The 26,496-nt window shown below is 61.2% G+C and carries 22 protein-coding genes; 10 read left to right on the top strand and 12 right to left on the bottom strand.

Annotated elements, in window-relative coordinates; translation table 11 throughout:
• Nucleotides 1-48: 48 nt before the first annotated feature.
• The 5 genes from ACX3P0_RS21260 to ACX3P0_RS21240 form a co-directional block, all read right to left on the bottom strand.
• Nucleotides 49-861, bottom strand: a complete 813-nt coding sequence (locus ACX3P0_RS21260) for an enoyl-CoA hydratase/isomerase family protein (protein ID WP_459091658.1) — start codon at nucleotides 859-861, stop codon at nucleotides 49-51.
• 40 nt (nucleotides 862-901) lie between these two features.
• The gene (locus tag ACX3P0_RS21255; RefSeq protein WP_459091656.1) at nucleotides 902-1,870 is read right to left on the bottom strand and encodes an NAD(P)H-dependent flavin oxidoreductase; all 969 of its coding nucleotides are present in this window, start codon (nucleotides 1,868-1,870) and stop codon (nucleotides 902-904) included.
• A 79-nt stretch (nucleotides 1,871-1,949) separates the two neighbouring features.
• The gene (locus ACX3P0_RS21250; RefSeq protein WP_459091654.1) at nucleotides 1,950-2,276 is read right to left on the bottom strand and encodes an EthD family reductase; all 327 of its coding nucleotides are present in this window, start codon (nucleotides 2,274-2,276) and stop codon (nucleotides 1,950-1,952) included.
• Nucleotides 2,277-2,307: 31 nt separating this feature from the next.
• Entirely contained in the window at nucleotides 2,308-3,093 is a 786-nt protein-coding gene (locus ACX3P0_RS21245) for an enoyl-CoA hydratase/isomerase family protein (protein ID WP_459091652.1), read from the bottom strand.
• A 49-nt stretch (nucleotides 3,094-3,142) separates the two neighbouring features.
• Complete coding sequence (locus ACX3P0_RS21240) at nucleotides 3,143-4,345, bottom strand: acyl-CoA dehydrogenase family protein (protein WP_459091650.1); 1,203 nt, start codon at nucleotides 4,343-4,345, stop codon at nucleotides 3,143-3,145.
• 305 nt (nucleotides 4,346-4,650) lie between these two features.
• On the opposite strand from ACX3P0_RS21240, the gene ACX3P0_RS21235 reads away from it, so the two are divergent.
• From ACX3P0_RS21235 to ACX3P0_RS21220, 4 genes are read left to right on the top strand one after another with little or no spacing between them, the layout of a single operon-like run.
• Nucleotides 4,651-5,817, top strand: coding sequence for a thiolase C-terminal domain-containing protein (locus ACX3P0_RS21235; RefSeq protein WP_459091648.1), 1,167 nt, complete (start codon nucleotides 4,651-4,653; stop codon nucleotides 5,815-5,817).
• Between the two features lie 27 nt (nucleotides 5,818-5,844).
• Nucleotides 5,845-6,303 (top strand): MaoC/PaaZ C-terminal domain-containing protein, encoded by a 459-nt coding sequence (locus ACX3P0_RS21230; protein WP_459091646.1) that lies wholly within the window; start codon nucleotides 5,845-5,847, stop codon nucleotides 6,301-6,303.
• 35 nt (nucleotides 6,304-6,338) lie between these two features.
• Entirely contained in the window at nucleotides 6,339-7,109 is a 771-nt protein-coding gene (locus tag ACX3P0_RS21225; RefSeq protein ID WP_459091644.1) for an enoyl-CoA hydratase/isomerase family protein, read from the top strand.
• Between the two features lies 1 nt (nucleotide 7,110).
• Nucleotides 7,111-7,815, top strand: coding sequence for an SDR family NAD(P)-dependent oxidoreductase (locus ACX3P0_RS21220; RefSeq protein WP_459091642.1), 705 nt, complete (start codon nucleotides 7,111-7,113; stop codon nucleotides 7,813-7,815).
• A gap of 5 nt (nucleotides 7,816-7,820) precedes the next feature.
• Here ACX3P0_RS21220 and ACX3P0_RS21215 read toward each other — a convergent pair whose 3' ends face one another.
• Nucleotides 7,821-9,482: a sigma-54 interaction domain-containing protein gene (locus tag ACX3P0_RS21215; protein WP_459091640.1), complete on the bottom strand. Its 1,662-nt coding sequence runs from the start codon at nucleotides 9,480-9,482 to the stop codon at nucleotides 7,821-7,823.
• Between the two features lie 253 nt (nucleotides 9,483-9,735).
• On the opposite strand from ACX3P0_RS21215, the gene rpoN reads away from it, so the two are divergent.
• Nucleotides 9,736-11,223, top strand: coding sequence for an RNA polymerase factor sigma-54 (gene rpoN / locus ACX3P0_RS21210; protein WP_459091638.1), 1,488 nt, complete (start codon nucleotides 9,736-9,738; stop codon nucleotides 11,221-11,223).
• A gap of 36 nt (nucleotides 11,224-11,259) precedes the next feature.
• Here rpoN and ACX3P0_RS21205 read toward each other — a convergent pair whose 3' ends face one another.
• From ACX3P0_RS21205 to ACX3P0_RS21180, 6 genes are all read right to left on the bottom strand, one after another.
• A complete protein-coding gene (locus ACX3P0_RS21205) occupies nucleotides 11,260-12,705 on the bottom strand; it encodes a 3-hydroxyacyl-CoA dehydrogenase NAD-binding domain-containing protein (RefSeq protein ID WP_459091636.1) in 1,446 nt (481 codons plus the stop codon).
• A gap of 2 nt (nucleotides 12,706-12,707) precedes the next feature.
• A complete protein-coding gene (locus ACX3P0_RS21200; protein ID WP_459091634.1) occupies nucleotides 12,708-13,700 on the bottom strand; it encodes an NADPH:quinone oxidoreductase family protein in 993 nt (330 codons plus the stop codon).
• Between the two features lie 14 nt (nucleotides 13,701-13,714).
• On the bottom strand, nucleotides 13,715-15,226 hold the full coding sequence (locus ACX3P0_RS21195) for a 3-hydroxyacyl-CoA dehydrogenase NAD-binding domain-containing protein (protein ID WP_459091632.1): 1,512 nt from the start codon (nucleotides 15,224-15,226) through the stop codon (nucleotides 13,715-13,717).
• A complete protein-coding gene (locus ACX3P0_RS21190) occupies nucleotides 15,223-16,389 on the bottom strand; it encodes an acyl-CoA dehydrogenase family protein (RefSeq protein ID WP_459091630.1) in 1,167 nt (388 codons plus the stop codon). Before ACX3P0_RS21190 ends, ACX3P0_RS21195 begins: the two co-directional genes overlap by 4 nt.
• Nucleotides 16,390-16,473: 84 nt before the next feature.
• Nucleotides 16,474-18,090: a class I adenylate-forming enzyme family protein gene (locus ACX3P0_RS21185; RefSeq protein WP_459091628.1), complete on the bottom strand. Its 1,617-nt coding sequence runs from the start codon at nucleotides 18,088-18,090 to the stop codon at nucleotides 16,474-16,476.
• 151 nt (nucleotides 18,091-18,241) lie between these two features.
• Nucleotides 18,242-19,477 carry a CaiB/BaiF CoA transferase family protein gene (locus tag ACX3P0_RS21180; protein ID WP_459091626.1) on the bottom strand — a complete coding sequence of 412 codons (1,236 nt, stop codon included), beginning with the start codon at nucleotides 19,475-19,477 and terminating at the stop codon, nucleotides 18,242-18,244.
• A gap of 592 nt (nucleotides 19,478-20,069) precedes the next feature.
• On the opposite strand from ACX3P0_RS21180, the gene ACX3P0_RS21175 reads away from it, so the two are divergent.
• The 5 genes from ACX3P0_RS21175 (at nucleotide 20,070) to ACX3P0_RS21155 (ending at nucleotide 26,443) form a co-directional block, all read left to right on the top strand.
• On the top strand, nucleotides 20,070-21,128 hold the full coding sequence (locus tag ACX3P0_RS21175; RefSeq protein WP_459091624.1) for an alcohol dehydrogenase: 1,059 nt from the start codon (nucleotides 20,070-20,072) through the stop codon (nucleotides 21,126-21,128).
• A 59-nt stretch (nucleotides 21,129-21,187) separates the two neighbouring features.
• Entirely contained in the window at nucleotides 21,188-22,618 is a 1,431-nt protein-coding gene (locus tag ACX3P0_RS21170; RefSeq protein ID WP_459091622.1) for an aldehyde dehydrogenase family protein, read from the top strand.
• Between the two features lie 48 nt (nucleotides 22,619-22,666).
• Nucleotides 22,667-24,316, top strand: a complete 1,650-nt coding sequence (locus ACX3P0_RS21165) for a class I adenylate-forming enzyme family protein (RefSeq protein WP_459091620.1) — start codon at nucleotides 22,667-22,669, stop codon at nucleotides 24,314-24,316.
• 146 nt (nucleotides 24,317-24,462) lie between these two features.
• Nucleotides 24,463-25,245, top strand: coding sequence for an enoyl-CoA hydratase/isomerase family protein (locus tag ACX3P0_RS21160; protein WP_459091618.1), 783 nt, complete (start codon nucleotides 24,463-24,465; stop codon nucleotides 25,243-25,245).
• Between the two features lies 1 nt (nucleotide 25,246).
• On the top strand, nucleotides 25,247-26,443 hold the full coding sequence (locus ACX3P0_RS21155) for a CaiB/BaiF CoA transferase family protein (RefSeq protein WP_459091616.1): 1,197 nt from the start codon (nucleotides 25,247-25,249) through the stop codon (nucleotides 26,441-26,443).
• Nucleotides 26,444-26,496: the final 53 nt, after the last annotated feature.

Genomic DNA, 26,496 nt, shown 5'->3' with positions numbered 1-26,496 from the left:
ACCTTTGGCGCCTGACGCCGCACGGACCGGCGCTGCCGGGTCGCGGTTTTATTTCTTACCCAGTTTACCCATGAGAGCGGACAGCATTTCCTTGTGCTCGCTCCTCTGGAACAGGTAGTTTTGCGTGTAAGCCTCATAGGCCAGGCACGAGGTGAGATCGATGTCGGCTGCGCGCACGAGCGACAGCTTGGTAGCCGCAGTCGCCCGCCGAGGGGCGCCTGCCGCGATCTCCTGACCCAGCTCGACGGCGCGATCGAGCAACTGATCCGCGGGGACTAGGTCCAAGAACAGGCCCGCATCCTTGCCTTCCTGTCCCTCCACGACGGCGCTGGTCAGCAGCCATCGGTTGGCACGCATCGTTCCGACCAGCTTCGGCAGGTGATAGGTGCAGGCCATGTCCCATGCGCCAAGGCCGATGCGGCCGAAGGCGAAGTGGTACTTGACCTCAGGCACCGCGATGGCGAGATCGCAACAGAGTGCCAGAGCCACGCCGCCGCCGATAGCCGGGCCATTCACCGCCGCGATGACTGGCAGGTCCAGTTCCTTGATCCGCTGGATCATCTTGCAGTGGCTGCGCACGGCGACGAACTGCCACTCCATATCCTCGACCCCCTCCGGCTTGACCAAGGTGCCGAGTTCCGCGCCGGAGCAGAATACCGATCCGGCGCCCGTCACCACCAGCGCTCTCAGGTCCCTGTCGCGTTCGGCTTCGTCGAGAACGCGAAGGAAGGCGTCGCTCAGCGTGTGGGTCAACGGGTTGCGTTTGCGCGGCCGATTCAGGGTGACTATCCCAATGCCGTCGCGGCGTTCCAGCAGGACTTCCGGTTCCTGGTCGTCATTTTTCACGTTGCTCATGGTCATCTCGTCATACTCTTCGATGGATGGGAATAAGATTGTTCGCTCACAACATGCGCGGAAGGCGTTCCTCGATGAGGGCGCGCGCTTGCGTGACTATTCTGTCGATCAGTTCCTTCACGGTCGGAATGTCATCGATCAGGCCGACAACCTGCCCGCACGACCAGACGCCGCCGTCGACATCTCCACTCATGACCTTGGGGTAAACACCAGCGACCTCGGCCGCTACATCCTCGAAGGTCACGTCTGCGCCAAGCCGCTTCTCCGTCGCGATCACGCGCTCGACGCTTGGATTGACGAGCACGCGTTCGGTGTTGCGTAACGGCCGCAGGATCAAGCGCGTGTCGCGTTCGGACGCGGCAACGAGCGCGTCCTTTACGTTCTGATGGATCGGCGCCTCGACCGTGGCCATGAAGCGCGTGCCCATGTTCATGCCGTCCGCGCCGAGCGCGAGAGCGGCGACAAGGGAAGCGCCGTCGACCATTCCGCCAGAGGCGATGAACGGCACCTTCAGCTTCCGCGCGGCAAGCGGAAGGAGGATCAAGTTGGTGACGTCATCTTCGCCCGGATGTCCGGCACACTCGAAGCCGTCCATGCTGATGGCATCGCAACCGAGGCGCTCTGCCGTGAGCGCATGGCGTATGGACGTGCATTTGTGAATGATCTTGATACCGGCGTCCTTGAATGCCGACATCCATTCCTTGGGATTGTTGCCGGCCGTCTCCACGATCGTGACGCCGCCGTCGACAATGGCCTTTACGTAACCGGCGTAGTCCGGCGGCCGGGTGGAGGGGAGGAAAGCGAGATTGACGCCAAATGGCTTATCGGTCATGGCGCGGCAGCGCTCGATCTCCGCGCGCAGAGCGTCCGGAGAGGGTTGCGTCAGCGCCGTAATGATGCCGAGCCCACCAGCATTGGAGACCGCCGAGGCGAGTTCCGCATAGCCGACATGGTGCATCCCGCCCTGGACGATCGGATAGGCGATCTCAAAGAGTTCGGTGATCCGGGTTTTCATGATGGGCAGTCTCCCTGATAGTGGCCACTCGATTCCTTCTACGCACAAAGCGTGCCATCGGCGGGTCGAAGCAAGGCGTTCATTTCCTACTTTTGGAGCCAACCAACTCGCTGACCCAGATCACCGGCTTGATGTTGGTGAACCTCGGGATGTCGGCACTGATGGTGGGAAGGTGCGGGAAGAGTGAGGACTTCAAGTCGTCCATCGAAGCGCATGCCACCGTCGCCTGGGCCACGAAAGGCGGCTCCGAGCCGGCGCGAAATCCCGAGAGCCCCTTGTCGAGCGAGATCGAAACGCAGGCCGCGCCCATCAGCCCGGTTACCAGCGGCATGTGGTGGTCGACATAGTAGTCGAAATCGAAATGCCCGCCTTCCTGCGGCGGATACATGACGTGGAATTTGATCATGGCTCTCTCCTAGGTCGTAGTGACGAACTGGTCACTTTCCATGAAAGACGGGTGTCCGCTTTTCCTTGAACGCGGCGACCGCTTCCAGGTGGTCCTGGCTCTTGCGCACGACGGCAAGCCCGGACGCGGCCAGTTCCAGGCCGGTCGCGAGATCCTTGTCGGCGCCGAGCCGCACCATCTTTTTGATTATCTGGACGGAAAGTGGCGCGGCGGCGGCGATCTTCCTGGCAAAATCCTGGGTGCGCGCCATTAGCTCCTCGTCCGGATAGACATGGTTGACGAGGCCGATGCGTTCCGCTTCCTCGCCGGAGACCGGTTCGGTCGACCAGAGCATTTCCAAGGCCCGGGCGTTTCCAATTAGGCGCGGCAACAAATAGGCGCCGCCAGCTCCCGGAACGAGACCCATGCGGGCATAAGTCTCGGCCATCTTGGCGCTTTGCGCGGCGAACCGGATGTCGCAGGCGAGCGCCAGATCGAGACCGCCGCCGGTCGCGAAGCCATTGATGGCGGCGATGATGGGTTTCTCGAATTCCGTCAGCGCACGTGTCAGCTTCTGCACCTGGGCGACCTCGGCCTTTATCTCCGCCGGCGTGCTTTGCGCCACTGCCGCAAACCCCTGTATGTCGCCGCCGGTGGAGAAGGCGCGGCCCGCCCCTGTCAGGATGGCCACGCGTACATCCTCGCGTCGGCCGGTCTCGACGATCCGGTCAACCCACTTGACCAGCATGTCATGCGTGAACGAGTTGAGCTTCTCGGGACGATTCATCGTAATCGTCGCGATACCGTCGACGACTTCAATATCTAGATGGTCAGACAAAGGCTGTCTCCTCTGGCATGTCATTGTTCACGATCGCCGGTCACCGACGTCAGTTTGCGACCTTGCCCATCGGCCGGAAGCCCGTCTTACCATGATGGCGGTCGGCGTCCTTGTAGCCCAGCGCATCCTCTGCGATGAGGATTTTCTGGACATTGGCCGTGCCCTCGCCCGTGTACATGAGGTCCGCATACGATTTGTAGCGGGCTACGCGGAACTCAGTAGACAGGCCATAGCCGCCATGTATCTGCTGGCACATGTCTGTGCAGAACTTGGCCGTGGAAGCCGCATGATACTTGGCGATGGAGGCGATGCGATTGGTCGCCTCACCCGCATCCATCATCGTCGCCACCTTGTACACCAGCGCGCGGCTAGCCTCGATCTGCACCGCCATGTCGGCAATCATGGACTGGATCATCTGGAAGCGGCCTATCGGACTGCCTCGGACGATGCGTTCGTTGGCGTAGCGCACCGCGTCGTCATAGGCGCCCAGCGCGATACCGAGCGACTTGGCGGAAATCACGACCCGGCCGGACTGCAGCGCGCGCATGATCATCTTGAAACCTTCGCCTTCGTCTCCGAGCCGATTTTCCACCGGGACGACGAAATCGTCGAGGAAAAGCGCCGACGCGGTGAAAGCCTTGGAGAGATTGGCGGTTTCGATGCGTTTGGCGGTATAGCCTGGGTACTTCTTCGGCTCTACGATGAAGGCCGTCACGCCCTTTGCGCCGGCGGCAGGATCGGTCTTGGCGAGCAGTATGCCGGCGTCGCAGTCATCGCCGAGCGTCGCCCACATCTTCGAGCCGTTGAGTTTGTAGACGTCGCCGTGGCGGACGGCTCTCGTCTTCATCGCGCCGGCCGCATCGGAGCCGCTGCCTTCCTCGGTCAGGGACATCATGCCGATGATCTCACCCCCGATAAGACGGGGCACGTATTTCTTGACCTGCTCGTCCGTGCCGGCGAGATAGATGGAGGTCGGGCAAGTGCCGGATTGCTGGTTGCTGCAAACTGCGAATCGGACGTCGAGGCGGGAAATCTCCTCGAGGATGACCACCGCCGTCATATAGCCGAGATTGGTTCCACCGACCGATTCTGGAAACACGGAGCCATAGAGACCCAACTCGCCCGCCTTCCTGATCAACGCGCGGGGCAATTCCTTACGCGCTTCGTATTGCTCCATCTGCGGAATGACTTCCGCCTTCATGAAGCGGCGGACCGTCGACCTGATCTCTTCCAACTGTTCTATGTCTGCCATATCTGTTCCTTCCGTCGGACGATTGCCTGGGAAACGGCTCCGTCGCCTTCCAATTCTATAGCGATCTCCGAGCGACGCGACTGTCGGATCCGACCGACCGGCGCGCGTCTTTGCCGCCCTGAAAACTCGTATTCGGCTCCGCAAGTTCAATGCCAAGCCGGCATCAAGCTGGAAACGGCTAGGCCGGTCGGCCGATGGCATCCGGCTTGCTAGGTCTTGGTGAACCGGTGTGCGGCAGCGCGGAACCAAATTCCTGGTTGGCAATGTCCTACACCAGAAAGCTCGACAGTGGAGTTGGAACACCTATGACCCTTCGCAACCGTGCCGTGATCGTAGGTGTTGGCGAAAGCGACATCGGTCGCGTGCCGCACATGACCGGACTCGGGTTGAATGCCCAGGCCGCCCGCAGGGCGATCAACGAATCCGGGCTCAAGCACACGGATATAGACGGACTCCTGACCGCCTATTCCTTCACCGAGCCTTATTTCATGCTGGGTTCGGTTCTGGCGGAGTATCTTGGTATCCAGCCGAGCTATGGCGGCTCGATCGTCGTCGGCGGGGCATCGCCGACCGTGATGCTCCACCATGCCGCGCAAGCGGTGAGCAGCGGCGCGGCCAAGTACGTGCTCGTCTGCGCCGGAGAGAACCGCGCCACGGGAATGTCTCGCGACGAGACCGTCGCTGCCATGGCCTCCGTCGGCCATCCTTACTACGAAGCCCCTTACGGCGTTGGTATCCCTTCGCTTTACGCGATGGTTGCACAAGCTTACATGCACAAATACGGCACCAGGCGCGAAGAGTTGGCGGCCGTGGCGGTCAGTACACGCAAGAACGCGCTGCAGCACCCCAATGCGCACATGAAGACCCCGCTGACTCTGGACGACGTGCTGACGTCCAAGCCCATCTCCGATCCTTTTAACCTCTACGATTGCTGCCTCATCTCGGATGCAGGCGGCGCCTTCATCGTGACGACGCCCGAGCGGGCCCGCGACCTCCCGCAAAAGCCCGTCTACCTCGCCGGCATTGGTGAGGCGCATACCCACGAGCATCTCACTTCTGCGCCCAGCTTGACCGAGTTCGGTACCACCGCCTCGGGCAAGGCCGCCTATTCCATGGCCGGTCTCGGCCCTGCCGACATGAACATCGCATTCCTCTACGACTGCTTCACCATCGTCCCGATCATAGAGATGGAAGAACTCGGTCTGGTCGAGCGCGGTGCGGCGGGCGCGTTCTTTGCATCCGGTGAAGCTGGAATTGGCGGCAAGTTGCCGGTCAACACCCATGGCGGCATGTTGAGCCACGCCCATGCCGGCGCCGTCGGCGGGCTGATGGCCATCGTGGAGGCCGTGCGCCAGTTGCGCGGCCAGGCGCAGGCCCGACAGGTACCCGGCGCCGAAGCGGCAATCGTACATGGCGAGGGAGGCATCCTGTCATCGCACTGCACCAGCATCCTCACCGCCAGCCCGCGTTAAATCGTCACCACGACCCAGGAGAACCGCATGTCGCAGCAACCGCGTGGACGCTATTTCGAGGATTTTAACGTGGGCGAGGTGCTCCAGACGCCGCGGCGGACGATTACCTCGACCGATATCGTCAATTTCGCCTGCCTATCGGGCGACTTCAACGGCGTCCACACCGATTTCGAGTACTGCAAAACCACGCCCTTCGGCGAGCCGATTGCGCACGCACCGCTGGTCTATGCCGTGATGGGCGGACTGCAATATGCCAGCGGCGTCAATGATGGGACGCTTCTTGCCGTCATCGGCATCGACGAGTGGCGCATGCTGAAGCCGGTCAAACATGGCGACACGGTGCATATGCGCTCGACTGTGACGAGCAAGAAGGAAACCTCCAAGAGCGACCGCGGCATCGTCTCCTTCAAGCGCGAATTCGTCAATCAGCACGACGAAACCGTGCAGAGCATGACCGCGACATTCATGTACAAGCGCAGGGCTTAGCCTTCTTCGACGTTCCGCTACAGGATAATCATACCATGACAGTAAAATTTACCCGGGTAGGAGACTGCGCTCTCATCACGCTCAGTCGGCCAGAGGCGCTCAATGCGCTGTCTTTCGACATCATCCGCCAGATCGACCGGACGCTCGACAAGGTCAGTGCTGACAATGGCGTGCGCGCGCTGCTGGTGACCGGAGAGGGATCGAAGGCCTTCTGCGCCGGGGCGGACATCAAGGAATTGCGCGACCGCACGCTCATGGACCAGAAACGGGGCGCCGAGCTCGGTCAGACCGTGTTCGCCAAGCTCAACCGGCTGCCCGTACCTTCAATCGCGCTTGTCAACGGCTATGCGTTCGGTGGCGGCTGTGAATTGGCGCTGGCCTGCACGTTCCGGATCGCAGCGCCCAGCGCGATCTTCGGCCTGCCGGAGATCAAGCTTGGCCTGACGCCGGGCTATGGAGGCATCGCGCGCCTCCCTCGCCTCATCGGTGAGGGCCGGGCGCTCGAAATCATCATGACCGGCCGCAACGTTGGCGCCGAGGAGGCAGAGCGCATCGGCCTTGTCAACGCGGTGGCGAAGGACGACCTCTTGCAGGCCGGGATTGCCTTCGCGACCAGCATCACCCGCTACAGCCTCCCGGTGCTGGAGATCACGCGGCGGGCGATCGCCCGCGCGGCCGAAACCTCCATCGACGAAGCGCTGAGAATCGAGAGCGACGCCTCTACCCTAGCCTACCAGTTGGAGGATGCACGGGAAGGCATGGCCGCATTCGAGGAGAAGCGCAAACCCCAGTTCAAGGATTGCTGAGATGGCGCGTGAACGTATACTGGTCACAGGGGCTAGCCAGGGCATCGGCGAAGCTATCGCGCTGGATCTCGACCGACGCGGTTTCGAGGTCATTTGCGTATCGCGCTCGGGTCGGGCGAAAGTCGGCGTTGCCAAGATCTGCGACATGACGGACGAAGAGGCCATCAAGGCGCTGTTTCGAGAGGTTGCGGCGGAAGGCCCGCTGCACGGGCTGGTGAATAATGCCGGATTCCACAGTCTCCAGTCCGTGGCCGAGACCAAGACCGCGGAGTTCGAAGCGATGATGCGGCTCAATGTGACCTCTGTGCTGATCGCATCACGCGAGGCCTACCCCCTGCTCAAGGAGACGCGCGGCACCGTCATCAACATGGGGTCCGTATTCGGCAAACTCGGCGTCCGCGACAACATCGCCTACTGCGCGTCGAAGGCGGCCGTCGCGGCCATGTCACGCTGTATGGCGGTTGAATGGGGAGCGGACGGCATCAGCGTAGTCAATGTCGCACCGGGTTACATAGAAACCGAGCTAAACCGGGATTACCTCTCGCGGGAGAAAGTCAAATCATTCCTGCGCCAGCGCATCGCGCTGCAGCGGCCGGGCACGGTGGAAGAGGTTGCCCGCCTCGTGGGCATGCTGTTCGCCGAGAAGATCCCCTTCCTGACCGGGGAAACGATTTATCTCGATGGTGGCCAGGGCGTGGCCCACTAACCTGCCTACCCGGCAGCGGCGCTTTCGATGTCGAGCTTTTTGTAAAGATAGGAGCGGGACACTCCGAGATATTCCGCGACTTTTTTCTTGTTGCCGCCAAACCGCGCCATTGCCGATCCGATCATCTCCGACTCAAGGTGGTCTAGCGCGTGGCGCAAAGTGCCAGACTTGTCTTCGGTGGCACCATTGCGCGCAGGCTGCGCACGGGTCGCGGACACGCTCATTCCGTCCGAGCGGACGAAATCGGATGGTGACAGCCGGTTGTCCCCGCCCAGCACGAAGGCGCGCTCAATCTCATGGCGAAGCTGGCGGATATTGCCCGGCCAAGAGCGGTTCATGAGATATTCCTGGAGTTCCAACGACACTTCCGGCACTGCCCGGTTGTACTGTCTGGAGAGTTCCTGCAGGAAGTGCCCAACCAGTAGCGGGATATCCTCGATCCGCTCTTCCAGGGAAGGCAAATTGATACAAAAAGGACTGATCCGGTAGAAGAGGTCCAGTCGGAACTTGCCCTCGTTGACGAAGTGTTCCAGGTCACGGTTGGTCGCGCTGCACAGCCTGAAATCAACGCGCTTCGGCTTGTCGCTGCCGACTCGCTCGACGATTCGATCCTGCAGCACACGGAGCAGCTTGGACTGCACCTCCAGCGGCATGTCGCCTATCTCGTCGAGGAAGATCGTTCCGCCGTCGGCCAGTTCGAACTTGCCGGCGCGTCCCTTGCGGTCGGCTCCGGTGAAGGATCCCGCCTCGTAGCCGAAAAGCTCGCTCTCGACCAGCGATGCCGGGAGCGCAGCGGCATTCACCGTCACCAGCCGGCCGTCCTGGCGCGAACTCATCATGTGCAGCGCCTGCGCGACGAGTTCCTTGCCAGTACCGCTCTCGCCGCGGATCAGCACGGGGATGTCGAGCGGAGCCACCTTGCGTATCTGCTCGCGCACCGACTTGATGGCGAAGCTTTCACCTATGATGGCATCGAGGAAGCGCTCGCCGCGCTGCTCCTCTCGCGACGCCGTCTTGTAGAGTGCGATCTCGCTTTCCAGCGCATTGATGCGTCGGGCAAGCGCCTCGACTTGCTGCGGCCCCTTAAACATGATGCGACCGATCGCACCGACCACCTTGCCCTGGCGACGGATAGGATGGCGCGAGACGACCCGGTCCTTGCCGTTCATGCGGTGAATCTGGCCGACCTCGGCGATGCCCGTCTTGAGGACATGCGGGAGTCCCGAATTCTCGATGACGTTGCGGATATGCTTGCCCCATGCCTGGCCGGACTCCAGTCCGAAGAACTTTTCATGGGCGGGCGACATGAAGGCCAGCTTTTCGTCGGCATCGACGACGACCATCGCGTCGTAGGGGTCGGTTAGGATGTGTTCGATGATGTCATAGGCGAAATCTACGTTCGCAAGGAAGTTCACCACCGTGTCGCTGGCCAGTTCGGACAGGAGCACGATGGTTCCGTCTGCCGTCGCCGTTATCATTGCCGCGAGCCTGGCATCCTTCATAATTATCGGCACGAGCCCCTTGCCGGTCGCCTGCGCCATCCATTCCGAATCCGCGACAAGCGCCTTGATCCGCGGGTCATTCCCTACACCCAGCGCTGCAAGGCTCTTGCCCGCGCCATTGACGATGACAATACCGGCGATGCCGGACTGAGCCGCAACTGTCACTATTTTCCTCCACCGTCGCTACCACAGCGCCAATATGTCCGTGCTGCAGTCACTGCCAGGAGGCGTTGTAGCCCTTCGATACACTATGTCAATCAACGTTTGCGTGCAGCGCCGACGCCAAGAGGCTCTGAGCAGTGGACTCTGGCGCCGGAAGTTAACTGGCACGATTGTTGCATCAAAGGCCATGACCCATGGCCACGTGTTGGAGGAAACACATGGTTGGGACGAGGTACGGGTCGATAGGGAGGAAATAATGAATATTACCGCCAGTGTGCAGCTGATACCCACGCAGACGCTTGCAGTCACGCCGCAACTTATCCAGTCCATTCAGGTGCTGCAATACAGCGGGCAGGAACTTGATGCCTACGTCAAGGAACAAGTCGAGCGCAACCCGCTGATCCGGCTGAATTCGCAGTCTCAGGCCTCTGCGACCGCGTCGTCATCCGATACACAGTCCGTACCAAGCCAAGTTGCATCCCCGCCTTACTCGCGGGGTTCGGGCAGTGCGGAACATCGGCAGACAGGCGATAAACGATCAGCCAAGATTCGAATGTCCGATTCGACTGCACGCAATGCTCCCAGCCTGGAAGTAATGTGCGCGGCAAGGACAACACTCAAGGACCATTTGCGTTCACAACTCATGATTATGGTGCGTGATCCTCGCGACATCCGGATCGGGTTGGAGATCGTCGATTCCATCGAGGACGACGGCTATTTCCGCAGGAGCCTAGAGGAAATCGCCTATCTTCTCGATGTCGAAGAGACAGACGTGACGCGGGTTCTGGTAGCAGTCCAGACCTTCGAGCCTTCCGGCGTCGGTGCCCGCAACCTGTCCGAGTGCCTGAAGCTGCAGCTTCGCGACGCCAACCGGCTGACACCGCAGCTTACCTTGTTCCTTGACAACCTTCCCTTGCTCGCCGCGTACCGGGTCGCGGAACTGGGCAAGATCTGCCGCCTCGATGCAGAAGGCGTCGCCCAACTGGCGACTGAGATCCGCAAGTTGGAACCCCGTCCGGGTTACAGATTCGCGACCGACCCGGTCATCCCGGCCTTGCCAGACGTGATCGTCAGGACCGACGCAGCCGGCAGTTTCACCGTAGAGCTCAATACGGCTCAGCTTCCGAAGGTTCTCGTAGACCGGGAATATTATGCGGAAATATCGGCGCAGTGCGGCGTTAAGGACGGCCGCAAGTTCGTCATCGATTGCTGGAACAATGCTAACTGGCTCGTCCGCAATCTCGAACAGCGCGCCCAGACCATCTTGCGGGTGGCGACCGAAGTGATCGCGAGGCAGAAAGATTTTCTACTCCATGGCGCCGGCCATCTGCACCCGCTGAACCTGCGTGACGTCGCCAATGCGCTCGACTTGCACGAATCCACCGTCAGCCGTGCGACAGTCAACAAATATGTGTTCACAAGCCGGGGCACGTTCGAGCTAAAGTTCTTTTTCGTCAACTCTATCTCCGCGACCGACGGCATGACCTCCTACTCGTCGGAAACGATCCGAAATCGGATCAGGAATCTGATCAACTCCGAGACCGCAGAAACCATTTATTCCGACGACGCGATCATGGGCCGGCTAAAGAATGAGGGCGTCGACATCGCCCGCCGCACCGTGGCGAAATACCGGGAGGAGATGAACATTGACTCGTCGACGCAGCGCAAGCGGCAGCGGATGATGATGGGGTCGTCGGAGACGGCAAGCATTGCGCCGACGCCGCGCCGCGCCGTTGCGTATTGATTACTGACGGGGCCGGCAGCAGGAACGGCGGTTGACCTAAAGCACTTCAGCCCGGTCGGTCTTGGCTGCCATGCGCATGGCGAGTGACGCGCGATAGCGTGGGTCGCCCGTCAGCGTGCGCAAGTTATCAATGACGCAGAGTACCCGGGCGAGTCCGATTTCTCGCGCCCAGCCAATCGGCCCTTTTGGATAATTGACACCGAAGCGCATGGCGGTGTCCACGCCAGCTTCATCGGCGACACCGTGCAGCACCGCCTCAAAGGCCTCGTTGGCAAGCATAGCCACAGTGCGCATGACCACGAGGCCGGGCCAGTCCGGCAATCGCGTGGGCTCCAGCCCCATCGCCTTCATCGTCGCGGCAAACCGCTCCACCGTTTCGGTGGGCACATCCAGCGATGCAGTGAAGCCAATGCGCGAAGCGCCGGAAGAGCGGTCAGCCAAATCGTACAGGATCACCGGTCCGCTAAGGGACGTGGCGCGATCATGCGCAGTTTGGCCATCCGTAGGTAGAATGTGCACATCAAGAGCCTTAAAGGGGATATCTACCGAGAAGCCTGGGAAAGGCGCGGTGCCTTCAGGTATTTTATGGGCCGTCGGCGTCGGCTGCACGGCATCCTTGCCGTAATCGTAAAAGCCCCGTCCGGTCTTGCGCCCGAGACGCCCGGCATTGACCAGTTCCAACTGGACAATGGACGGCCGGAACCTCGGCTCCTGGTAGTAGGCGTTGAATACCGACATGCTGACCTCGTAATTGACGTCATGGCCGATCAAGTCCATCAGCGCGAAAGGTCCCATGCGAAAGCCGCCGCCTTCCGTCATCAGCGCATCCAGAGTGGCGGGGTCCGCTACCTGCTCCTCGTAGAGCCGCAGCGCCTCTGCATAGTAGGATCGGGCGACGCGATTGACGATGAAACCTGGCGTCGACTTGGCATGAATGGGGACTTTTCCCCAAGCCTCGGCGGTAGCAAAGACAGTATCAGCATTTTCCTGCGCGGTGGCGATGCCCGAAACGACCTCGACCAGCTTCATGATAGGCGCAGGGTTGAAGAAATGCATGCCGACGAAGCGGGATGGAAAATTGAGGTCACGGGCAATCGAGGTCGCCGAGATCGATGAGGTGTTGGTCGCCAGGATTCCCTGCGGCCGCACGATGGCCTCGAGACGGGCGAAGAGTTCTCGCTTGACCTGCAGGTTCTCCACGATGGCCTCGACAACGAGCGCTGCCGGGGAGAGGCTTTCAAGGTTATCCGCGAGCACAATCCTGTCCAGCAGCGCGTCGGCGCCCTCCTGCGAGGTGCGGCCGCGCGCCACCAGCTTCTCCAGATCGACGCGAAGTCTCTCTTTCCCTCTCGCGGCGGCTCCGGCCATGGCGTCATAGAGGATAACGGGGTGGCCTGCCGCTGCGGCGACTTGGGCGATGCCCGCTCCCATCGTGCCGGCGCCGACAACGCCGATCGATTCTGACTTCCCGATTGCCGCCATTTTCAAGCCCGCTCGATTTCCGTTGTGAGGACCATCTTTCCGCGCGGATTGCCGTGCTTCAACACGTCGAGCGCCTCTGCAAAGCGTTCGAGCGGGAAAGTCCGCGAGATGACAGGTGAAAGGCGCTGCTGTTGCCATAGCCGGTAGATGTGGTTTTGCGCCGCCCTCACCGCATCCAGACTGCGGCTGCGATAGTCGGTCCATTGCAGACCGCTCACGGACACGTTCTTGACCAACAGATAGTTCGCCGGAAAATTCGGTATCGTGCCGGATGCGAAGCCGACAACGACGAGATGACCGCTCCAGGCAAGTGTTCGCATCGCCGCGATGCTCAAGTCGCCGCCTACCGGGTCGATAACCACGTCGACGCCACGGCCACCGGTCAGTTCCTTGACCGCTTCGCGAAGATCCCGTGCCTGCGTGTCGATGACGTCGTCCGCACCGATCTGGCGTGCAAAGGCCACGCCAGCATCGCCCCGTGTCGTGGCGATGACACGGCCGGCATCAAGCGCCTTGGCCAGTTGCACCGCGGCCATGCCGATCCCGCCGCTGGCGCCCAGCACCAACACGCTCTGCCCCGCGGTCAGGCCGGCGCGAGCCGTCAGCGCGAAATACGCTGTCTGGTAGACCAGCCCGAAAGCTGCTGCGATATTTGCTGGCATGTCCTCGGGAACGGGGAGGCAGAAATCCGCCGGCGCACGCACCTTCTCGGCATAGGTGCCATATTCCGGCAAGACCAGTACCTTTTGCCCGACAGAAAGGCTGGTGACGCCCTCGCCAACAGCCGATACGGCGCCAGCGCCGGCGAGACCCGGAGAGAAAGGCAGCGGCGGCTTCCGCTGGTAGCGTCCCTCCATATAGAGGATGTCGGGATAGTTCACCTCGACCGCCGCCAGATCGACCACGACCTCGCCCGCGCCCGGCATCGGATCAGCCGTCTCGACATGGACCGCCTTTTCTATGGGGCCAAACTCATGAACCAGTATCGCGCGCATTCTATATTTCCTGATTAGCCTGCGAGGTCGATGCGCTTGGCGACGACCGCCGCTCGCGCCGGCGCATAGCCGGGCAGGCCGGTCATGTCGTAAATGGATCGGCTGACGTCGAAATGGCGGGCGAGCCCGCCTCGGGTGACGCGTTCGATCGGCCCGTCCGGATAGCCGAGCCCGAGGCAGCAGGTCTTGTCCATGTCCACGGCCTTGGCGAGCCCCTCGTCAAGGAAACGCAGTGCATCGTTGTATTTTGGCCGCACCAGCCGGTCGACGATTCGACCGGGTTGGTCGGCACAGACGACTGCGTCCAGGCCTGCTACCTCGAACACGGCACGCGCCGCAACAAGCGCTTCCGTATCCGTGCCGTGCTGGCGCACAAGCTCGACGAGCTTCGACGGTGCGTCATTGCCATTGCGATAGCGCGCAAAGCCGACGACGTTCGATCCCTCACGTCCCATGTCCTCGCCAGTGTGCTCGCCCAAGCACTCCGTATCGAGTTCGACGAGCACTGCCGTCTTCGTACTGTCCGGCTGGTAACCCCCGCCGAGATGAACGGTGACATTGCCGTTCTTCGCGGCGCACGCCAGGAAAGCGTCGCCCTCAGGGAAGGAGCGGCTTTCCCCGGCTTTGACGATTGTAAAGGCCGGCGCGCTCTGCGCCCGCGACGTTGCAGCGGCGCCTGTTAGCAATCCGCGTCCTGACTTGTTGCCGAGCAGCCCGGCCGCCACCATTCGCCGCAGCAGCGGCGGCACCGAGGCGCGCCTATCCAGAGTGATCGGGTAGAACGCTTCACCGAGCCGGATCTGGGTGTCGAGCCCGATCAGATCGAGCAGGGTGCACGGGCCCATCTTGTAACCCAGCGCCGACTTGACAGCTATGTCGATGTCCTCTGGTGATGCAAGGCCCGCTTCAATGGTCCGGATGACGTCGTTGTTGAACGGCACCAATAGCGCGTTCAGGATGAAGCCCGGCTTGTCCTGCGCCTCGACAGAAAATTGACCCACCGCCTTGGTCCATTCCCAAGCGGCGTTGAACGTCTCGTCCGAAGTATTGATGCCGCGAGACATTTCGATCAGCTTCATCAGTTGCGCGGGCAGGCAGAAATGCATGCCCACGACCCTGTCTTCGCGGCCACAACCGCCCGCGATCTCGGTTATGGAGAGCGTGGAGGTGTTCGAGGCGAAGATCGTGCTTTCTTTGCAAATCCCATTCAACTTGCCGAACAATTCCTTCTTGACGGCAAGATTTTCGAAGATGGCCTCGATGACCATGTCACAGTCCGCGAGATCGGTAAGTTCGGTCGTGTCGGTCATTCGTGCCAGCGTGGCGACGGCCTCGTCCTCGCTCATGCGACCGCGCTCGACGGTCTTGCGCAGAAACTGCTCGGCAGCCTTGCGCGAGCGCGCCAGACCTTCAGGAGCCATGTCAAAACACACCGTTTCGATCCCGCCGCGCGCCGCAACCAAAGCGATACCGGCACCCATCGTGCCGCCCGCGCCGCAAACGGCAACTTTCCTGATATTCGTCATTTGCGCTTGAGACTCCTGCCTATGAGTTGGCGATGCACCTGGTTCGTGCCTTCCCATATCTGAGTGATCTTGGCGTCGCGCATCAGCCGCTCAGCGCGGTAGTCCCGGCAGTAGCCATAGCCGCCGTGGAACTGCACGCATTCCGTGGTCATCTTCATGGCGAGGTCGGTCGCCCGCAGTTTCGCGACAGAGGCCTCCATTCCGAAATCGGCGACGCCTGCCTCTATCAGGTCGGCGACGTAGTCGAGCCAGCGCTCCAGCATCACGAGTTCGGACGCCAGGTCCGCCAGCATGAACTGGTTGCCCTGAAAATCGAGGACCTTGCGGCCTCCTTGCGCCCTTTCACTGCCATAGGCGATCATGTCTCTGAAGGCCGCCCGCGCGATGCCTCTTGCATGTGCCGCCACGGAGGGGCGCGAGCGGTTGAGCGAGGCAAGCAGGATGTTCAGCCCATCGCCCGGCTCGCCGATGAGGTTGGCGCGAGGCACGCGCACAGCGTCGAAGGCGAGCCCGCAGGTCGACGAAGCGCAGTGCCCCATCTTCTTTTCCTTCGAGACGACACTGAAACCCTCCGCACCCTTTTCGAGGATCAGCACCGAGATCGCCGCCCTCGGATCGTCGATCTCCGACCATTTGCCGAAGAGCAGAATGAGGTCGGCGACATCGCCATTGGTGATAAAGACCTTCGACCCGCTTACGACGATGTCGTCGCCGTCCGGGGTAAAACGCGTCTTCATTCCCGTCGCATCGGAGCCTGCGCCGGTTTCCGTGATCGCCAGTGCGCCGAGACCCCCTTCGGCGATGCGCAGCAACAGCCGCCGGCGTTGCTCCTCAGTGCCGAATTCGACCAGCGGCTTCATGCCATGAAAGTTCGTGGCGTAAATGATGCCCGTCGACGCGCAAGCCGCCGAGATGATGGAGACGATCTCCAGGTAGAGCCGGTACGACATTTCGGTACCGCCAAACTCCTCCGGGATGAAAATGGTGTTGAGTCCGAGTTCGTTGATCGCCGCCACGTTCTCCCATGGGAATTCGCCGGTCTCGTCGAAATGTGCGGCCCGCGGTGCGATGACATCGTCGACCATGCGCTGCACCTGATCCAGAATCTGGCGCTCATCGTCGGTCCACCGTCGCTGGCTGCAAACCCTGTCATGGATGTTCATGGCATCGATACCTTCCTGGCTGCCCCGGATGGGAAGCCGGTCGCTGGTGTTGTTCTGAGGCTAAATCGCGCCGTTAGACGACCTTCACGCCTGCTCTATCTGGAACCGCACCGGCTCCGGCGACAACTCGCCCCGCTTTACCATCGCGACGAGTTCCCGCTTCAGGATCTTGCCGCTGGGCGTCAGCGGCAGCGATTCCACCGCGATGAACCATTCCGGCATGTCGAATTTCGACAGATGTTCGGTGGCCAGGTGCCTCAGCATCTCGACCGAACCGATCTGCCCGATGACCGCAAGGCAGACCTTCTCCCCGAGGCGCTCGTCGGGAACCGGAAACGCCGCCGCCTTTTCCACCGCCTCATGGGTGAGTGCCGCGGCCTCGATATGTGACGGGTAGATGTTGTGGCCACCGCGGATGATGATGTCCTTGGCCCTGCCCTCGATCCGCAGATTCCCAAACCTGTCAACCGAGCCGAGGTCGCCCGACATCAGATAGCCGTGGCGATTGAATGCTTTTTCGGTGGCCTCCTGGTTGCCGTAATAACCTAGCATCATTGCAGCACCGCGGCCGCCGATCTCGCCGGTCCTGCCCTGCGGTACTTCCTTGTCAGGATTCTCCTGGTCCCAGATCTTGATCTCATAGGCCGGCCCGCCACGTCCGCAGGTGGAGATCCAGACCTCCTTCGGATCGCCCGGATGCGTATATTGGTGTGAGGAGCACTCCGTCATGCCGTAGACGTTCTGCGGAGTGATCCCCTGCGCGACGAACGCGCGCGCCACGACCTCTGGAATCGGCGCTCCCGCCATGTAGAAAGTGATGACCTCGCCGATCCGGGGCAAACCACGGCGCGTTTGTTCGGCTAGTATGTCCATGGCATGCGTGGGCACGCCGAGCACATAGGTCGCCCCGGTCTCGACGATCCAGTCGAGGCGCGAGACCCCTTTTGGCGGATCGTCGGTAACCAGTTCGCCGCCGCATACCAGCCACTGGCTGGCCGCGACCCATGCGATATGGTGCGAAAGCGGACTGAGCGACAAGATTACGGCGCTGGGGTCGAGCCGCCAGTCCCGAGCGAGGTCGCGCGCATTCGCCAGCAGCGTGTTGCTGGAGTGCATGACGCATTTCGGGCGGCCGGTCGTGCCCGACGTAAAGGCCAGGTAGGCAACCGAATCTGGGTTGCCATGCGGTTCCCGGTTCACCTGGGTGATGTGGCGCGGGAAGCTCGCGGGTGAATAGAGCTTTGTCAGGCAAGGCAGCGCCTTGACCATCTCGTCGAAATCGCGCTCATTGCGATCCGCTCCCCAACCCTCCTCGGTCACGAGGGCCTTCGACTGAAGCTCCGTGAGCAGATCGACGATCTCCTTGCAGGTGTAGCTGCGGTGCAGGGAAGGATTGCAGGCGATTCCCTCCCGTGAGCAGGCGAGGAACGCGATAACCGCCTCGATGCGGTTCGACATCCAGATCGAAATCCGGTCGCCGGAGGTGAACTGCCTGTTCACGAAATCGTCGGCCAATGCGTCGACGCACGCTTTCAACGTTCTCCAGTCCAAACGCTGACGGCCATCCCGCAGCGCCATTGCATCCGGCCTTTCCTGCGCATGGTCCGCCAGCAAGGAATAGAAAGTGTCTCCGGTCCATAACCCTTCGACGTAGCAGGCTTTGTCCGTTTGAGGATCATGCAGGGTCAGAAACGGTCGCATGGCCCTGCCTCACTTGTCGAAGAAGGACGGGTCAGGTTTTCCGCGCGCGAACGATTGAGGGCGATCATGCCGATGGGACCGTCTTCCTCGTAAAAGTTCTGGCTCAATATCATAAACTTGCCCCTTTCACCGTCGGTTTTTCTAAATGGCCTTAGCCGGCGGATATTTGTCGGAGTGCGCCTAAAACCTCATCGGTATGCTCGCCCAACCTGGGAGGGGCAGACCGGGGTACGCAGAATTCCTCGTCAATGTGGATGCCCAAGCCGATCTGTGGAACAGTGCGGCCATCTTCGTCCACCAGATTGAAGAACAGCCCGCGCTCCTGTAGCGCCTTATCGGCGACAACCGCGTCCACACTGTTGATGGGACCGGCAGGAACCTTTGACAGCGCGAAAATTTCCAGCCATTCGCGCCGGGTCTTCAGCTTCAGGATTTCCTGGATCCGCGTAACGATAATCTGGCGGGACACGCGCCGGTCGGCATTGGTGGCGAAATCACGGCGGGTACCGAAGTCTGGGTCGCCAACAACGCTCCAGAAACGGTGCCATATCCGGTCGGAACCGAGCGCAAGATTGACCGGACGGTCGGCCGTCTCGAAAGACTGGTAAATTGCGATGACGCTGTCGGTGCCCCCCGACCGCCGGGGAACCTCCCCCGACCCCATATATGATGAGATTCGGCACGACAGGAACCTCGTCATGCTCTCGACTAGGCTGACATCTATTTTGCACCCACGACCCGTGCGATTCCGCTCGATCAGTGCCGCCAGGCATGCCATTGCAGCGTCCTGACCGGCCAGCATGTCGGCGGCGGGCGCACCGACTTTCTGGGGAGCGCCTTCTCCGTCACCGGTCAGATCCATAATCCCGGAATAGCCCTCTGCGATAAGGTCGTAGCAGGTGAGGCTGGACCGCACGCCCGTAGAACCAAAACCCGTGATCGAGACGAAGATAAGATCAGGCTTCAATCGGCGCAGAGAGACGTAATCGAGCCCGAGCTTTTGCTGTGTAGCGAGGGGTTGGTTGCTGACAACGACATCCGCACCCTGCACCAGCCGCTCCAAATCCTGCATTCCCTGCTGCTGGCGGATGTCAATCACCACGCTCTTTTTATTACGATTCACAGCGGTGAACCACAGCGCTTCACCATCAAGAAAAGGAGGCCCCCACTGGCGCGCATCGTCGCCATCCGGACGCTCCACCTTGATGACCTCCGCCCCGAAATCCGAAAGCAGCATCGTGGCATAAGGCCCAGCAATCGATGTGGTCAGATCGACAACGTTGACGCCGGCCAGCATCGAGAACGAGCCCTTCGCTGCGACGGCAGGCAGATCCTCGTAGGGTAAATTCGCCGATTCCGACGACTTCTCGAATGACTGGCGGCTCATTTACGGACATCTCCTTGCATTCCGCTTTCCAACTCCGCAAAACCGATGCCAGCGGCCAAGCGGGAGGCGAATGACTAGGGTCAGGGCCTAGTAATTTGACGGAAATGGTATGAGGCCCTCTGTTCGGATACGCGGAGCAAAGGCGAAGTCTTTCGCAACAAACTAGCCGGGTGGATGGACCATATAAAAGCCTGACCCTCATTCCGACGCTGAAACGGCTGCAAACTACTAGCCGAACTGATCGAATCAATGGATCACATCGATCTTCACAATTGTCCTCGCAGCTTTTTGCCGTTCGAGCGCCGTTTCTGCGTCGTAGTGGAAAACACAGCCAAGGGCGAGGTCTCCCTAGAATGGAACGTACTAAGCGGTCCGGAAAGCAGGAGACGACCGCCCACCCCTGGCGCAACAATGGACAAGTGTCCGCGGCGCGGACAGCATCGTGCTATTTCCATGTCCATGTTTCGGTCGTCATGAGATCGCAGGAACCCGAAGGCCCACTCTTGTCTGCTATGACCAAGGAGCAGCAAGTTGGCATGGGGCTTGCGGATATCCGGTCAGTCGACAACACGAATGAAATGCGAGTGTAATGATGCGCGCTTATAGATTTCCACAAGCCGGAGAGCGTCTTCGATGCGACGAGGTCGCGGTTCCAGAGGTCAGCGGCACGGAAGTCCTCGTCCGTATAGCGGCCTGCGGAGTTTGCCGCACGGACTGGCACCTGCACGAGGGGAGCTTCGATCTTGGCGACGGCAACAAGCTCCCCTTCTACGGCTTGCAATATCCGGTCACACCTGGACATGAGATCTCTGGCACGATCGCTGCGGCAGGGCCGGACGCGACCGATGCCGCCACTGGACGCAAAGTTCTGGTCTTCCCCTGGGTCGGGTGCGGCGAGTGCGCCAATTGCCTGAGCGGGCTGGAGCATCTTTGCTTCCGACCTCGCTATATCGGCCTGTACCGCGACGGCGGCTATGCCGACTATGTCCGCGTCCCGGACAGCCGTTATCTGATCGACCTCGCCGATCTCGACCCGTCCAAAGCGGCTCCCCTCGCCTGCTCCGGCCTGACGACCTACAGCGCTATCGGAAAGTTCGGATCCCTGCCCGGGGAATGCCCGCTGGTTATCATCGGTGCGGGCGGCCTTGGACTGATGGCCATTGGCCTATTGAAAATGATGGGGGTCATGCCGCCGGTCGTTCTCGAAATCGACCCCAGGAAGCGTGAGGCTGCATTGGCAGCCGGCGCGGCGGCAGCCATTGATCCGCGCGCAGAAGACAGTGGCAAGCAAATCCGCAAGGCGGTTGGTCAGCCGGTACGCGGCGTGCTCGATCTGGTCGGAAGTGCCCAGACGGTGCGGCAGGGCATCGACCTGCTTTCCGTGGGCGGCAAGATTGTCGTCGTCGGGCTGCTCGGCGGCAAACTCGAACTGCCAACGCCCTTGCTGGCGCTGAAGTCGATCGCCATCCAAGGAAGCTTTGTCGGCAGCCTGTCCGAGCTTCGCCAACTCATCGCGCTGGTCATCGAGCGTGGCATGCCCGCCACGCCGGTGGAAGTCCGACCGCTGGACGAAGCCGCAACGGCGCTCGATGACCTGGAGCAAGGCTCCATCGTCGGGCGAGTCGTTTTGGCGCCCGCACTGCCACAATAGGTCGCTTCACAGCAAGCGGCCGCAATCGACGTCGTCAGACCCTTCGAATGGAGCATTCCATGACACACAATCTGCAATTCTACATTGACGGCAAATGGAGCGACCCTGCCACCGCGCGTTCAATCGACATCATTGATCCCTCCACAGAGGAGGCCTTCGCCAAGGTGTCGATTGGCTCCCCCGAAGATGTGAACCGCGCCGTTCACGCTGCCAGGAAGGCCTTCGCCTCCTACAGTCGGACCACGGTGGAGGAACGCGCGGACCTCATAGGCCGTATAATCGCCGTCTACAAAAAGCGCGGCAAGGACCTTGCCGAAGCGATCTCGCAAGAGGTTGGGGCGCCTCTCGATTTTGCCTACACTAGCCAGGTCGGTGCCGGCCTGGCGCATTTCAGCCAAACACTGAAGGCGATGCGCTCGTTCGAGTTTGAAAAACGGGTTGGACAGCATGCGCTGGTGCATGAACCGATCGGCGTCGTCGCGCTAATCACGCCGTGGAACTGGCCTCTGAACCAGATCGCCTGCAAAGTCGCACCCGCGCTCGCGGCCGGCTGCACCATGGTGCTGAAGCCAAGCGAGCTTGCGCCACTGAATGCGCTGATCCTGGCCGAAATCCTTGATGAGGCCGGGGTGCCGGCTGGCGTATTCAACCTCGTCAACGGCGATGGACCGGGCGTCGGCCACGCGCTGTCGGTGCATGAGGACGTCGACATGATATCGATCACAGGGTCCACCCGCGCGGGCGTCCTGGTGGCCAAGGCGGCAGCCGATACGGTCAAGCGCGTCCACCAGGAACTCGGCGGAAAGTCGCCGAACATTCTGTTCGACGACGTCGATTTCCCCAAAGCGGTCAGCAAGGGCATCTACGCCTGCTTTAACAACAGCGGCCAGTCCTGCAACGCGCCGACGCGCATGTTCGTGCCGCGCCAGCGGCAGGACGAAGTTAAGTCGATTGCCAAGGCGACGGCACAGAAGTTCCGCGTCGGGGCGCCTCGCGACGAGAATACCAAACTCGGCCCGGTCATCAGTCAGGTTCAGTACGACAAGATTCAGGCATTGATCGAAAGCGGTATCAAGGAGGGCGCTACACTGGTGGCCGGTGGCCCCGGCCGACCGGAAGGGCTCAATCGCGGCTACTACGTTCAGCCCACAATCTTCGCCGACGTGACCTCGAACATGACGATCGCCGTCGAGGAAATCTTCGGGCCGGTTTTATCGATCCTGCCCTACGACACGGTCGACGAAGCCATCGACCAGGCCAACGACACGGTCTACGGGCTGGCTGCCTATGTGCAGAGTGCCGATCAGGAAAAGGCGCGGGATGCGGCCCGGCGGTTGCGTGCCGGCTCGGTCTACGTCAATTATCCGGACTGGAATGTCAGCCTGCCTTTCGGCGGCTACAAGCAGTCCGGGAACGGCCGGGAGCAGGGTGAGTTCGGACTGGAAGCCTTCCTGGAGCTCAAGGGGATCGCCGGTTACGGTGCAGATTGACGCAGACATCGCCGCGAACTCGACATCAAGAATCGGAAGGATAAACCGGTGATACATAAGACACGCGAGTGGTTCCCTAAGCTGTCGATAGGCGACCTGCCGAAGCTCGCCGCAGAGCGCTGGAACAACCGGGAGACCATCCTTTTCGAGGGACGACGGTGGAGCTTTTCTCAGGTTTCCGAGGAGGTCGATGCCGTGGCGCGCGCCCTGATCGCGGCAGGCGTGCAGCCAGGAGACCACGTTGCTCTGTGGATCAACAACCGGCCGGAATTCATCTTTCTCTTCTTCGCCATAATCCGCGTCGGCGCGGTGGCGATGCCGATGAACACACGCTGGCGGACCCGTGACTTCCTCGCCGGCCTAAAATCCTGCGACACGAATGTCCTCTTTTCGGACGCCAAATCCGGGCCGATCGACTATGCCGCGATGGTGGCAGAGGCGCTCGGCCCCCACTGCCTGAGTGACGGCGGCGACATCGAAAGCCCGAACTGCCCGACCTTGCGCCGCGTGGTCTTCCTGCCGGACGGCTCCGCGAATGACCAATCGACCTGGGAGGATTTCCTGCGGCAAGGCGCCAAGATCTCGCTGGAGGAAGTGGACCGACGCGCTGGCGCGGTCGATCCCGATGCGCTGGCGGTGATCCTCTTCACCTCGGGAACCACCGGCAATCCGAAAGGCGTCATGCTCTCGCATGCGGGTATCCGCTCGGCGTCGGATCGGTCGACAACGCTCGGAATGACGAGCAACGATGTCCAGATTAACTACATACCGCTCTTCCACAATTACTCGCTGGCCTGGATCGTGATCCACAATGTTCTCTGCGGCGCTCGGCAGGTACTGCTCACGCGCTTCGACGCGGAAGAAGCATTACGCGTCATCACCGAGGAGCGGGTCACCATGCTCCACGGTTTCGAGGTCCACCTCGGCGAATTGCTGCAGGCCTATGATCGCAATCCCGACCGCTACGATTTGAGCAGCCTCCGGATAGGGACGCATACCATCGGCTCGGAATTCGGACGGGCGATCGTCGAGCGCTTCCAAACCGTCTTCTGTCGAACCGTGTCGGGCTATGGCATGTCCGAAGCCTTCAGCGCCGTCACCTGCCGGCATCCAAAGGACATGACCATCGAGGAGACCTGCGACGCATCCGGCTATCCAATGCCAGCAGTGCGCATGCGGATCGTCGATCCGCATGGTCACGATCTGCCTCAGGGAGAAACCGGCGAAATCATCCTGACGACCCCCAGTTTGATGCTGGGTTACTACAATAACGAAGAAGAAACTCGCAAGGCCATCGACACGGATGGATGGTTCCACACTGGCGACGCGGGATACATGCGCCACGACGGAATGCTGCACTTCGTGGGCCGGTTCAAAGACATGATTCGCGTCGGCGGCGAGAATGTCGACCCGACGGAAGTCGAGTCGCTGCTCCTGGAAATCAAGGAGATCAGGCAGATCGCTGCGGTGTCGATGGCCGACGAGCGCCTCTCGGAAGTCGTGGCCGTTTTCGTGGTACCGGCCAGCGGCGCCGATGTGCATTTACTTTGCACGCGCATCGAGCAGTTCTGCAACGGACGCATTGCAAGCTTCAAGATCCCCCGGCATATCGAGTTCATCGACGAACTCCCGCTCAACCGGACCGACAAGATCGACCGGCGGGCGCTCCGACAGCGCCTGGAAGCCGCGCAGGTCTGACCGGTCGCCCGCCGATGTTGCGGCGAACCAAGATGAGAGCGCCGAATTTTAGTTAGGCGACGCTCCCCGGCATGGATATTGCGAGGTTACCGTCAGGGAGGGGCGGCCGGCGATGGCCCCCCGTCAGCAGACGGAACCAACGCATAATGACTGCCCATCCATTTCCATCTCAAGCGCCGAGGCTGACCATCTCTGATGGCGTAGCGCGCATCATCCTGCAGCGGCCCGCACACCGCAACCGCATCCATAGCGAAGATCTCGCTCTGCTCTACGAAATGATCGGGAAGCTGAACGCGGACCGCTCGGTTCGCGTGGTCGTGCTGTCGGCGGAAGTACTGGATGACAAGCCGATCTTCTGCGCCGGTTTCAACATCCAGGATTTCGACGCCGGGCCGCCGCCCGTCTCTTTCGATGAAGTGACCAGGGCAATCGAACGTATGCGCCCCGTGACCATCTGCGCGCTTAACGGCACCGCCTATGGCGGTGGTGTCGATCTGGTCTTGGGTTGCGATCTTATTCTGGCAGCCGAGGGTGTCGCCCTGCGCGTCACTGCGGCAAAGCTTGGAATCTATTATCACGGTGCCGGGCTACGCCGCTTCATTTCGCGCGCAGGTGTAGGGTTAGCCAACCAGATATTCCTCACGGCCGAGCCGATCGCAGCCGCGACCCTGCTCGATGTCGGCTGCTTTTCCAAGGTGCTGCCACCGGCGGAACTCGACGCGCATGTCGATCAGCTCGCCCGACATATAACCACGCTTGCACCGCTGGCCGTGGAGGCAATGAAGCAGACCTTGGCCGAGCTGTCGCGCGACGAATACGATGCAGCGCAATCGACCACGCGCGGCGAGCTTGTCATGGCCAGCGAGGACTTCGCCGAAGGGCGGCGCGCCTTCGCTGAGCGGCGCGCGCCTGTATGGAAGGGGTGTTGATATGATGTCGGTTTCGTCCCTTCCTGCCCTCCACGGTATCCGCGTTATCGACCTCTCGCGGGTGCGGGCCGGGCCAACTTGCGTGCGGGTACTGGCGGATTTCGGTGCTGACTGCATCCGTGTCGAGCCGCCGGCTGGCGTCGATGCCAATGACAACATGTTCGTTGATTCCCGTATTGGCGGGGACTTCCAGAACATGAACCGTAACAAGCGCTCACTCACGCTCAACCTGAAGCACCCCGACGGGCGAAAAGTCCTTCATCGCCTGGTGAAGAACGCCGACGTCGTCGTCGAAAACTGGCGGCCGGACGTGAAGTATCGGCTCGGAGCCGACTATGAGAGCCTCCGAGCTGTGAACCCGCGTATCATCCTGGCCAGCATTTCCGGCTTCGGCCAGAGCGGCCCATATGAAAAGCGGCCGGGCTTCGACCAGATCATTCAGGGGATTGGCGGCCTGATGTCGGTGACGGGGCTGCCCAGCCAGGGGCCTGTCCGTGCCGGAATCGCCGTCGCGGACTCCAGCGGCGGCCTGTTCGCGGCCATCGGCATCATCGTGGCGTTGCTGGAGCGGCAGAGGTCCGGCGAAGGGCAGTGGGTGCATACGTCGCTGCTGCAGTCGATGATCGCCATGATGGACTTCCAGGTGGCACGCTACCTGAACGACGACATCCTGCCGGTGCAGAGCGGCAATAACCACCCGATGGCGAGTCCGATGGGCGTTTTTCCAGCATCTGACGGGCTGCTGAACCTCGGAGTTTCGGGCAGCGGCAACTGGCGGCGCTTCTGCAACGCACTCGACCAGACGCAATGGCTGACCGATCCCCGCTTCCGCGAGGAATCCGGGCGGATCGCGAACCGCGAAGATCTTGCGACCGAAATCTCGAAGATCACCTCGCAAAAGTCCGTGGCCCACTGGGTCGATCTCATCAACGCCGCAGGCGTGCCCGCCGGGCCGGTCTATTCAGTGCCACAGATGTTCAAGGATCCGCAGATCCAGCATCTCAACGTTACGGAATGCGCTACGTCGCCCGATGGCCAGGAGTTCACATACATCTCACAGCCGGTGCGGCTGGAGCGAACGCCCGCCGTGGTGAAAACGGTCGCGCCCGGTCTTGGCGAGCATACGGACCAAGTCCTACGCGAGGTTGAGTATCCCGACGACGAGATCGCCGCGCTGCGCGCGTCCAGCATCGTCTGACGATTGCCTAAGGCCTCGGGATGAGGGGTCTGAACTTGAAACCATAACAAGGA

The organism is Mesorhizobium sp. A556 (assembly GCF_054489545.1).
The sequence above is the reverse complement of the archived record's forward strand: the minus strand, read 5'-3'. Positions and strand labels throughout refer to the sequence as shown.